This window comes from Planococcus antarcticus DSM 14505 (genome assembly GCF_001687565.2).
Lineage (GTDB): Bacteria > Bacillota > Bacilli > Bacillales_A > Planococcaceae > Planococcus > Planococcus antarcticus.
The window spans coordinates 681,622-692,799 of the sequence record NZ_CP016534.2 but is presented as its reverse complement, the minus strand read 5'-3'; the positions used below and the strand labels follow the sequence as shown (position 1 = coordinate 692,799).

The following is an 11,178-nucleotide window of genomic DNA, read 5'->3' as shown; positions in this document are numbered from 1 at the left end:
AAAAATATTGATGTCCCTAGGCCCGGCTATCTGTCCCTTGGATGGAGTGGTTGGTTTAATCCTTTTACTTGGCAATTCTTTAGAATTTATTTCATGCCATTCTACAGCTATATTATCATCTTTTTATAGAATCATGTCGATTAATCGGAAGATTGAAATTTTACTACTGTTATTGTTTCGAATGTTTTTCACGTTAGAGAGAAAGCGCGAACGAAAAAGTGACGATGTCAAAGAACCTTGTAATGGAGGGTTTAAAAAAAGCTGTTGATGAGCCAGGGGAATAGAAAAACCCGTCACCTCTTCGCTCATTAAAGCAAAGAAGTGACGGGTTTATTGCGCTTTAGCGGTCTTCTTCGGTTTCGCTGGAATCTTCTTCACTGTGTGAATCTTCCTCTTTGTGAACTACTGGAAACGCCGCGACCGGTGCTTGTTCTGCAGGCTTCGTGTTGCGATTGACGTAAGACTTCAGCAACTCACCGATATCGATGCCGGTCATTTCCTTGAGCGGCTCTTGCATGTCGACCATTGTCTTCGTGACGCTTCTGCCGAAAGACGGGATGCCTTGGCCGTTACCCGAATCAATGATTTTCACCGATTCGATATTGCTCAATGGCATCGCAACTTTCTCGGCGAAGACTGGCAGCATGTCGATCAGTTTTTCGGTGATGATAACGTCGCCGTGCTCTTCCATCGCTTCTGCGAGTAGTTTGCGGGACTCGGCTTCGGCTTTACCTCTTTCGCGGATCACTTCGGCTTCAGCGGCACCTTCGTCACGTTTGATCTTCGCTTTTGCTTCTCCGTCAATCACCGCACGACGCGCGTCACCTTCAGCGGAACGCGTTGTTTCGTAATACGTGGCATCCGCTTTTGTTTTACGCACTTTGCTTTCTTCTTCTTCTAATCGAACAGCGCGTTCTCGTGCTACGAATTGCATATTGAGTTCTTCTTCTTGAATTTCCATCGCGAGCTTCGCTTTTTCCAGCTCATAGGACTGCTCAGACTTGGCACGCGCACGCTCTGTTTCTTCTTTGAACGCGGCGTCTTTAATGTCTTTTTCTTTTTTCGATTGAGCTGTCGAAATCTGGCGCAAGTATTCTTCTTCTTTTGCTTCCTGATCGGTCTGTGCTCGGTGAATCCGTGTTTCGCGCTCCGTGTTGGCTTCCGCGATTTCAGCGAGCTTGCGGACTTCTGCAATCCGCGGCCGGCCGAGGTTTTCCAAGTAGCCGTTGTTTTCGTCGGCATCACGCAGGTCGGTCAACCCGAGTGACGTGATTTTAAAGCCCATCAAATCAAGTTGCTTTTGGGCGACTTCTTGGACGTCGGTATTGAATTTTTCCCGGTCGCTATTAATGTCTTCAACGGTCATCTTCGATAGGATAGCGCGCAGATTACTGCCTAGCACCTCGATGATTTCCGTTTCAATCTCCTCTTGTTCTTTGCCTAGAAACTGCTCGGCGTAATTGGCAATGCCGTTTAACGTATCGGCCACTTTGACCATCGCGACAGCGTCCGCAACAATCGGTACACCCGCATTGGTGTAAACGCGCGGTGTTGCCAGTTTCAGCTGGAACGATGTCAAGCTGACAGGCGTTGAAGTTTGGAAGCGTCTCAGTAGATATCCGCCACCACGGATGATTTTCATCGAACGCCCTTCGTCGTCGTTGAAGATGTTCGTGTCTTTTGATGGATCTCCCAGTTTCGGTCCGGTGATGATCAAGGCCTCATTGGATTTGGCGGTACGGTAACGAATCTTCATCCAGAAAAAATAACCGATACCAACGATTGCGGCGATGATAACTAATGCAATAATGACTGTAATGATACCTATTGACTGCATGTTGCTTCCACTCCTTCTGTTCTAATGATTGCCTGATTTCTGCGGGGCAGAAACGCGCCATCAAGCTTTTCGTTATGTACACGATGGAGGCTTATAGTAATTATACGGGATTCTTGTCTAAATGTTTCAAAAAAAGGGAATGTTTTTACAAGAAAGCAAAACTTACTGATCTTTTACGGACGGTAGCCATAGCTGAGATTGAAGATGAAATTAAAGAATAATACTAGAAATGCTGCCGGTAAAAGGCCGAGAGCGATCAAAATTTTCGCCGTCAGAGTCCGAGCATTGACAAACCCGCGGTAAAAGACCTAAAGAAGAACAGCAATAAACGGCAAAAGAAATAGGTTCGATGCCGTATACGCCCATTGCGAGTTTTTATCCCAATAAGCTTCCGGAACTGGAGCAATGCCGCTGTATTTTTCATTGATACGATTGCTGATGACAATGAAAAGAAAAGATAGAACTCCATAATAGATGACGATAATGCTTTTCAACCACCAATTGAAATAAGAATTGACCATGGCAATCAGCACAATCGTTCCGACGATTATAAATAGCCAAGTGAAACTTTGCATGGAAACTCTCCTCTTTTTTGACGTCTGCGTTTCCTTACTGTACGTTCTGTTGGAAATTAAGTTCCATATATTTTTTTGCTATGGTGAAACATTTCGGTTTGTTTTGCGTATAACAATTAAGAGGTACGGCGGATGAATATGATGAATGATTTTTTTCTTTATTCCGTTGTTATCAATTTTGGTTTATGTATTCATCATCGGCTTTTTGATTTATGTGGTGGTAACTTTCTTGAAGTTGGCGAAAAAGCACAATGTTCATTTGAAAGCGATCGCCGAAGAATTACGTCGGAGATCTTAAATGAAAGGAGTGGTGATATGGGACTGATTCGGTGGATATTTTTTAAGAGGAAGCATTTGGCTTATACCGCTTTTGGTGACGATATGTATTACCCAGCAGTCAGCAAATTTAGTGCGCACGGGATTGCTTATGACGCGGTGCTAAAAGTGAATGCCAATGTTCACGGCACCGAAGGACATATCGGCTCTTCTCGCATGCACGATGCCATGACGAGCACAGCACAATATGATTTTTATGTAGCGACAAAAGATCAACATCGTGCGCAACAAGCACTTCACGGGTAGTTCGCATTTCTGAGTAGTCATCTTCTTCTTTGGGAATATATGCTAAAATTAATGAAAAGGAAGGATAACTATGGAAATCGGTTTCTACTTACTGCTGGCCATCCTCGGCACCGGACTCCTCCTGTTGGCCGGCTTTGACATCTACCGGAAATCGCAGATCAAACTAGCCGATATTCAGTTGCAACGCGACAAGCTCGCTTTGGAGCACAATCAATTAGACAAGCTTACAAAAGATCAACAGACTGGTTGAGTCAAAAAATCCGTTTCAAGCGAGTGCTTGAAACGGATTTTTTCAGCTTTTGGGTAATTTGGGTTTCGGGGGTTTTTTCGCGCAATTTGCAAACAAACTCGGCTATCCTGCAAACAACGTGCGGGATTGCGCAAACAAATCACTTGTCCCTGCAAACAACACACTAGATTCTGCAAAAAAACTAGGAAATCCCGCAAACAACATCATCACGTCGTAAGCTTTCGAGCTTTGACGAGCGAAGTAACGCCGGAAATTAGCATAATGAGACCGGTAATGAAAAAGATTCGGGAAAATAACGCGAGTCCGGCTGTCGGTGATGCCATTAATGCACCACCTAAGACAAAAAACACTCCTGCGCACACGATGTGAAATACGCTTAAAGCGCTCGCTTTACCTTTGAAGATCCAAAAAGACACTTGCAGGAATAAGACGAGCGCTGTAAAAAACATAATCGTTGGAAAAAGAGGCTCGAATTTTGCTGCATAAACAAGATAGTCGATGGTCAAGATATCATCCGCCGATGCGACTCCCCCGTTCAGCCAATTGGTAAAAACCGCAGAATACGGCCACTCCCAGGACATGTAGTCTAGCTGGCTGCCTTCGTACAAACTGAAAAATGCCGCGGCTGCGAAAAAGATCAATGCGCCGAAGAACAAAATAGGTTGCCTGGATTTCCTTGTCGTTTCATTGTGCATAGAATTGCTCCTTCCCAAAATTTCTTTTGCCTTTACTATATCAATAATTTTCCAACTAAAGTAAAAAAACAAGGGAAACCCTAAGGCTTCTCTTGTTTTCTATTCCATTCAAATCGGTTCTACTTCGAATGAGTCGTCACTGATTTCGCCGACAATTTCTTCTAAAATGTCTTCCATCGTCACAAGCCCTGACATGATTCCGTCTTTCGTGGTGATGATGGCCATATGCGTACGACTTTGTTGCATTTTGGTCAATACTTTCTGGATGGGTGTGGTTTCCGGAAAACGCGCCATCTCATGGATGAACGATTCGGGATTCTTTGTTCTCCCTGCTGCCATGCTGGTCAACAGCTCTTTCGTATTGATAAAGCCGATCAGACGGCCTTTATCACCATGTTCAGCTACTGGATACCGGGTATATTCGTGTTCATCCAATACTTCAAACAGCTCTGAACGCGTCAGGCGGCTATCGACTGAGACAATTTCCGCTTTGGGAATCATGATGTTCCTGACGATGCGGTCGTCAAAAGCAAAGATGTTTTTCAAGTACGTCAATTCGGTTTGATTGATTTCTCCACTCTGAAAGCTTTCTGCCATAATCAGCTTTAATTCTTCCTCGGTATGCGCTACTTCGTGGCCGGCCGGCTCTACTTTGAATAAACGCAAGAGTTCGCGTGCCGAACCATTCATCAGCCAAATGAATGGGTTCATGATTTTACCGAACCAGTAAAGTGGTGGCGCCAAAAGCAAGGTCATTTTTTCAGCATATTGAATCGCCAACGTCTTCGGCGCCAATTCTCCTATTACTACGTGCAGGAATGTTACGACACCAAGCGCGATAGCGTAAGATAGCACCGTCGACAGCGCCGCTGGTACGTCAAACGCAACGAACAGCGGGTGCAGCATGCGTTCGACGGTCGGCTCTCCTAAAGCACCAAGAGCCAGGGCGGTTACGGTAATGCCCAGCTGGCAAGCAGACAGGTAATAATCCAGTTCGTTGGCTACTTCTTTGGCACGAACAGCTTTCTTGTTGCCTTCTGATATCAGTTGGTCAATCCGCGACATCCGCACTTTCAAGATGGCGAATTCAGCACCAACGAAAAATGCGGTTGCGATAATCAGCAACGCGACGAGTATTAAGTTAATCACTATTTGTCCATCCAATTCGTCTCCCTCAAACGAGGGATTCACCTCCATATATATTCAACTAATTATTTATAGTAAAAACGGTTTTGCTGCGGATATTCCACAAACTAGCTGCGCTTTCAGACCCACAGCATGTGGGCTCAAAGCGTTCGCCTGGAGCGATTTCTTCGTTTATCCACTGTGTTCTTTCAGTTTTTTGGTTATTGGTGGTACATCACTTGCTTGATCTGCTGGTTATCCATTTCCACGACTGTCCACGAAACGTTCGACTTCCCGACAGTTGCTTCGGTCTCTACTTCTCCCGGACTCTTGAAATGGATCCAGCCGCCGATGGTGTCAATGTCTTCGCTTTTTTCAAATGTTAAGCCAAAGCGCTCTTCGAGATCCTTTAACAAAACGCGGCCATTGATCAAGTATTGGTTGTCGCTGACTTTGCTAATGTCCGAAACTTCATCGGCATCGAATTCATCCCGGATTTCACCGACGATTTCTTCTAAAATGTCTTCCATCGTGATCATGCCGGCGGTGCCGCCGTATTCGTCCGCTACAAGGGCAATGTGAACGCGGGCATTCTGCATGCGCAATAACGCATCCTGCAACGCAGTCCGTTCAAAAACGGTTGGCAGTTCGAGAACAAATCCCTCGAGCTGCCACTCTCGTCCGGCAACAATATGAGGAAGCATTTTTTTCGCACTGACAAAGCCAAGAACGCTGTCTTTGTCGCCGTCTTCTGTCACTGGATAACGCGTATAGTTGTTTTCATCCAAAATCTCGATGATTTCTTCCAAGGGCATATCCTTGTCCAGCGTGACCAGTTCCGTACGCGGCACCATGATATCTTTGGCTACGCGTTCATCGAATGAAAAGACATTTTCCATATAAGAAAGTTCAGTTTCATTGATTGCTCCGCCTTCAAAGCTTTGGGCCATGACAATTTTCAATTCTTCTTCTGAATAAGCCTGTTCATGACCTGCCGGCTGAACGCCGAAAAGTTTCAGCAAGACGCGAGCAGCTCCATTCAATGACCAGATAAATGGCTTCATAATTTTTCCGAACCCGTATAATGGCGGTGCCAAAAGCAACGCCATTTTTTCCGCAAATTGAATCGCCAATGTCTTCGGTGCCATTTCGCCGATGACGACATGAAGATAAGTCACAAGTAGGAACGCGATCGCATAGGAAGCAGTCGATGCTACTGTGTCTGAAACTGCAAAAAATTCGAAAATCGGATACATCAGGCGCTCAACTGTCGGTTTCCCGAGTGCACCGAGTCCGAGTGCGGTTACGGTAATGCCGAGCTGGCAAGCGGACAGGTAATAATCCAGGTCGACTGCCACTTTTTTTGCAATCACTGCTTTTTTATTGCCTTCTGCAATCAATTGGTCGAGTCGTGACATACGGATTTTAACGACCGCAAACTCCGAGCCGACGAAAAATGCCGTCAAGGCAATCAATATCACTAATAACACTAAATTCAATAAGGTAACTATATCCACGTGTCTTCCCTGTAAAAGGGATTCACCTCCAAAGTTGGTTACAGCAAAGCGATTAAAGCGGTAATTGTTGCCAATTGATGCTCAAGCGCTTTGCTGACGTGCGTCTTCACGATGCTTGGCGCATCTTTCAATTGCTCTTCCAGGCATGTGATTTTTCGTTGCAGGCATTCAAATTCTTCGTAAACTTCCTCCACCAAGAGCTCTGTTTCGAGATTTTCGGGCGCATCAATGATTTCCTTGATTTCCGAAATCGACAAGCGCTGTTTTTTTAGCAGCTGAATGCGTTCGAGCGTCTGTAGAGCAGAAGTCGGATAAAGCCGGTAGTTTGAATCAGAACGTTCACTATGTAACAATCCGGATACCGTGTAATAATCGATAGTTCTCGTTGATACTCCACTCAATTTTGCAATTTCTCCGATTTTCATTAAGTCCTTCCCAATGCAGACGCCTCCTTTTTTATTCTCTTCAACTGGCAGAAACGTTCCCGACGGTTGAAATCCGATTCGATCCATTGCTAAGCAATTTCTCTTTGTAATTAAGAATAATAGCACATTCTGGTAAAGAGCATACAGTGGAACGTGCTGCTTTTGATGGAAAAATTTACTGGTTTGGAAAAGCGACATCATTCCACCAATGTTTGCTCTTTTTAGCTTTTCTTCTTCTATGAGGCGCTTGTTTTTTGTGGCTGCAGGTTGAAATAGCAAACACCCGGGTAGACGGAGAAAACACACGGGTAAGAAGCCAACAGCGCCACCCGTAGGCTTAATCCCTCGCACCATACCGCCTCACCACAAAAAAAGCCAGACAGCATTCGTCTGGCTTGTTCATTATTTTCGTTTAATAGTTAACAATGTGAAGCTATTCTTTGTTCCATTCTTCAATAACTTGCTCGACTGTTTCGTCCACTTCGTCTTCCCCTTCGACCATCATGGCGACAATTAAATCGGGATTCACCAAGCTGTAGCCGACAAACCAGCTATTTTGCTCGTCTCTTTCGCGTGCGGTTCCGCTCTTGCCGGCGAGTTCTGTGCCCAGTTCTTTGCCGGCATTGCTTAAGCTGATCTGCAGCAATTCGGCGTTCTCAGCATCGAGTAAGTTTTCATTCCATAATTGCTGATCTTCGTCATCGAGAAACAGAGTCGGCTTGTAGAGTTTACCGTTTGTCAAAATCGGACTGTAAAGTGTTGCCATGTGAAGAATATTGACCTGCATCTGTCCCTGGCCAGAAGCCGTGCCGGCCAGCTGGCCTTCAGAGCCAAATGTGCCATCCTGTGAAATGCGCGACGGTGTCAGCTCGATTGGAAAAGCAATTTCTTCACTAAAACCGAAGTTTTCCAGGCCTGTCTGGAAATCGTCATCCTGTATATTGAGTGCCTGCTGGGCAAAGTAGATATTGTCGGAATGGATGAGTGCCTTGTTTAAATCGATTGGGTTCGGTACGTCATCGCGCGGCCGTGTGACCCGGTAATCTCCCCACGATTGGTAACGCTGCCACGACTTGCCGCTGATGTCGTAGCCTTCAGCAGGATCAAGCGTGCCGCTTTCCAATCCAATGGCCGCAGTGATTGGCTGCATGATTGGTCCCGGTGCATAGACCGCTGCAAAGCGGTTGAAGAACGGTTGCAGCGGATCGTTGGCGAGCTCCTGAAAGCGACTGTTGGTGATGTTTGGCACAAATTCATTAGGATCAAAGCCCGGTGAACTGACCAGTGCCAGCGTTTCCCCGGTATCCGGATCGATTGCGGCACTGGTTCCCGCCTGTTCACCCATCGCTTCGTAAAGTGCCTGCTGCAGCTCGGCGTCAATGGTCAATGCCACGGTTTCACCTGGAATGGGTTCATTATCCACCGATGTGATAACTGCATTTTCCTGTTGCTTCTTCAGAATAATGCGCCCGCCCGCTCTTCCGCGCAGCCGCTCCTGCAGAATTTCTTCCAGCCCTTGCCGCCCGACCATCGTTTCGGTCGAATAGCCCTTGCTGCTCCACGCCTCCAGCTGCTCGGAGGTAATCGGACCCATATAGCCGCTGATGTGCGACAGTGCCCAGCCATACGGATAATTGCGCATTGTTACTTCTCTGCTTGTCGTGCCGCGGATTGTAAACAGCTCATCCAGCGTGGATTGGTCCGCCTTGATCTGTGCAATCGGCACGAGGTAATGCGGCTGCACCCACGGTTGATTGAGCTTGTTGTCAATCGCCTGCTCGCTCATGCCGAGCAGCTCTGCCAACTGTTGCTTTTTGGCAGTGTCGAAGTTTTCCGGAATGACACTGACTTCGTAGCCGGTGCTGTTCGAAGCAATCGCGTTGCCGTTGCGGTCGACCATTTCGCCGCGTGGTCCTTGGGTTATTTCAGTCGATACTTGGTCGCCAGCTTCCAAATTGGGCACAATAAAAGACGGATCCCATTCAACGAACCAGTCTTCCACTTTTCCGTGCGATTCATACAGCAGTGTCAGCGTCTTTTCAAATTCCACCGGACCGATGATCGTATCGAACGCTACCCGAATCGAGAAATCGGCTGGTTGTTCTTTATTCCATTCTGCGTCTTCCGCAGGTTCTGTATAGGAAACCTCCAGATTCTCGACTCCCATCTGCTTGTGAAGATCCTGCTGCCACGTGACAAAATTCGCTTCGCCATAAACCGATTGCGTGCCCTGGTTCAAGTAATTTGTGTGCATGCCGGGAAAATCGCCGCTCTTCCACAGCTCAATAAATTCCGCAACGCGCACTTCCGGCGACTCGATGGCTTTGGCTGTCTCGTCTGGCGTCTCGTCTGGTGGCTCCACGTCTGCCTCCTGGCACGCCGACAGTATGAGAATCAGTAGCAAGAAGATTGCTGGTAATGGTGTCTTCCCCATCAAATAACCTCCGCTCTTTTTCTTACTCTTATTATCGCTTGGTTGTGAGAGAATATAAAGACTGAATGTTCTGTATTTAAAACTGAGTAAGAGAGAATTTTATAGGGAGGTCTGAAAGATCGTGTAGGGAGTTGAAAAAGTCGCGAAGAAACGGAGAATTTTGAGGCAGCATTCTAGTATGTTGACTGAGATGTGGGAAGTTCGTGTAGAAAGTTACAATGTGGTTATGGGAACTCGAAAATGTCCACATAGCAACTCAAAAAAATCCTTCTAAATAGCTCGAAACTTATGATTCTTATCTGTTGATACACCGTGACATAGCAGTCAAATTTTCAGTCACTTTTTTTCATTAGATTAAATCAGAGCCGGTGCGGCCAGAGCAGTGTGTCTAAGGATGATTCTTTAGTTCAACTTATATAGCACTCACACAACCCGAAATTCCACAAAAAAAATAGCCAGGCGACGTTCGCCTAACCAACTTATCCATTATTTCTTTTTTTTCTCTTTGATTTTATTGGCAACATCGTCTTTCATGACCATCGCTTTTTCCTTATAAGTCGATGCTTTTTCTTTGTAGTCGTCTTTGTTTTCTTCCCAATGCGTTTTGCCTTTTTCGATCGACTTGTCTTTCAATTGGTTCAGTTTGTCTAAAAATGCCATCTGAATCATCCTTCCGTTCTTCCGTTCTTCCCGCCAACAAAATGGACAGGTAGACTATCTTAAGTATACCGTGTTTCTGCTGTTATGTCGAAAGATAGACCATATGTGTGACATTACGGGTTTGGATAAAAATGAAACTTGCTGCCTCGGGTGCGTATAATCTATAAACATAACATGAAGCGATTACAGATAAAAGAAAGGCGGTGCCCCGTGTTTGAACAAATGAAGGCGCGTTACTTAATCCTACTATCCATCCTTGGTACGATTTTAACGACGGTTGCCTTGATTGTCTTGGACGTCAGTGATATGACTTTTGATGTCATCAGCCAATTGGTACTATACGTCCTCGTGCCGGGAATTTATTTTGGCTATTATTTCCGGAAGCACAATGCTTCCGTCTGGAACGTACTGTCTTATAACGGCATCCAAAAATGGATGCCGACTTTACTTGCCTTAGTGGTGGTGTCGATTGCCTTTTCACTCAGCATGTTCTGGTTTCAGCTGTTCATGCTGGCACCGGTTGCGCCGTGGCTGGTCGATTTCATGTTGGAGGCGCTGCCAATACCGGATACGCCGTTATATATCGTCTTCACAGTTTTCACCATTGCCATGTTGGCGCCGGTGGTCGAAGAGTTTATGTTCCGCGGCGTGCTGCTGAAGCGGATGATTGTCAGGACTTCGGTATGGGGCGGCATTTTAATTTCCAGCTTACTGTTCGGCATTTTGCATCTTGATGTCATCGGCGCTTTCTTGTTTGGCATCGTTGCTTCTCTCTTGTATTTGCGAACCAATAATCTATTAGTACCGATTTTATTGCACATCATCAATAACTCTTTAGCAGCGGTGGCGATGTTCCTAGCGCCGACCTGGCCAGAGTCGATCGCTATTTTCAATCTAGCGGATGTCTATGCGAAAGCGGCACCGAACGCGGTGATGCTTGTTATTAGCGCGCTGCTTTTGATCAGCGCCATTTTCTGGCTAGCGCGCGGCGTGCAGACGCAGAAGCAACCCAAAAAAGATTCTATTGTTGAATAGCAAAAGGTCCACCGTGCACAAACTGCGCAGTGGACCTTTTGCG

The 11,178-nt window shown here is 46.1% G+C and carries 11 protein-coding genes; 3 read left to right on the top strand and 8 right to left on the bottom strand.

Annotated features, from left to right (window positions below; translation table 11 throughout):
* Nucleotides 1-340 precede the first annotated feature (340 nt).
* Nucleotides 341-1,837 carry a flotillin family protein gene (locus BBH88_RS03555; RefSeq protein ID WP_006828569.1) on the bottom strand — a complete coding sequence of 499 codons (1,497 nt, stop codon included), beginning with the start codon at nucleotides 1,835-1,837 and terminating at the stop codon, nucleotides 341-343.
* Nucleotides 1,838-2,145: 308 nt separating this feature from the next.
* Nucleotides 2,146-2,469: a hypothetical protein gene (locus tag BBH88_RS03550; RefSeq protein WP_238323468.1), complete on the bottom strand. Its 324-nt coding sequence runs from the start codon at nucleotides 2,467-2,469 to the stop codon at nucleotides 2,146-2,148.
* A 75-nt stretch (nucleotides 2,470-2,544) separates the two neighbouring features.
* On the opposite strand from BBH88_RS03550, the gene BBH88_RS19550 reads away from it, so the two are divergent.
* Complete coding sequence (locus BBH88_RS19550) at nucleotides 2,545-2,994, top strand: hypothetical protein (RefSeq protein WP_238323393.1); 450 nt, start codon at nucleotides 2,545-2,547, stop codon at nucleotides 2,992-2,994.
* 70 nt (nucleotides 2,995-3,064) lie between these two features.
* The gene (locus BBH88_RS03540; protein WP_040851851.1) at nucleotides 3,065-3,244 is read left to right on the top strand and encodes a hypothetical protein; all 180 of its coding nucleotides are present in this window, start codon (nucleotides 3,065-3,067) and stop codon (nucleotides 3,242-3,244) included.
* A gap of 206 nt (nucleotides 3,245-3,450) precedes the next feature.
* Here the strand turns inward: BBH88_RS03540 and BBH88_RS03535 are convergent, their stop codons facing one another.
* From BBH88_RS03535 to BBH88_RS19360, 6 genes are all read right to left on the bottom strand, one after another.
* The gene (locus BBH88_RS03535) at nucleotides 3,451-3,939 is read right to left on the bottom strand and encodes a DUF4306 domain-containing protein (RefSeq protein ID WP_065537277.1); all 489 of its coding nucleotides are present in this window, start codon (nucleotides 3,937-3,939) and stop codon (nucleotides 3,451-3,453) included.
* Between the two features lie 108 nt (nucleotides 3,940-4,047).
* Entirely contained in the window at nucleotides 4,048-5,103 is a 1,056-nt protein-coding gene (locus BBH88_RS03530; RefSeq protein ID WP_006828572.1) for a hemolysin family protein, read from the bottom strand.
* A gap of 182 nt (nucleotides 5,104-5,285) precedes the next feature.
* On the bottom strand, nucleotides 5,286-6,581 hold the full coding sequence (locus tag BBH88_RS03525) for a hemolysin family protein (RefSeq protein WP_006828573.1): 1,296 nt from the start codon (nucleotides 6,579-6,581) through the stop codon (nucleotides 5,286-5,288).
* Nucleotides 6,582-6,619: 38 nt separating this feature from the next.
* Nucleotides 6,620-7,093: a MerR family transcriptional regulator gene (locus BBH88_RS03520; RefSeq protein WP_238323391.1), complete on the bottom strand. Its 474-nt coding sequence runs from the start codon at nucleotides 7,091-7,093 to the stop codon at nucleotides 6,620-6,622.
* 346 nt (nucleotides 7,094-7,439) lie between these two features.
* The gene (locus BBH88_RS03515) at nucleotides 7,440-9,440 is read right to left on the bottom strand and encodes a penicillin-binding transpeptidase domain-containing protein (RefSeq protein ID WP_065537278.1); all 2,001 of its coding nucleotides are present in this window, start codon (nucleotides 9,438-9,440) and stop codon (nucleotides 7,440-7,442) included.
* Nucleotides 9,441-9,926: 486 nt separating this feature from the next.
* Nucleotides 9,927-10,100, bottom strand: a complete 174-nt coding sequence (locus BBH88_RS19360; protein ID WP_169314363.1) for a hypothetical protein — start codon at nucleotides 10,098-10,100, stop codon at nucleotides 9,927-9,929.
* A 210-nt stretch (nucleotides 10,101-10,310) separates the two neighbouring features.
* On the opposite strand from BBH88_RS19360, the gene BBH88_RS03505 reads away from it, so the two are divergent.
* A complete protein-coding gene (locus BBH88_RS03505) occupies nucleotides 10,311-11,135 on the top strand; it encodes a CPBP family intramembrane glutamic endopeptidase (protein WP_065537279.1) in 825 nt (274 codons plus the stop codon).
* The last annotated feature ends 43 nt before the right edge of the window (nucleotides 11,136-11,178 follow it).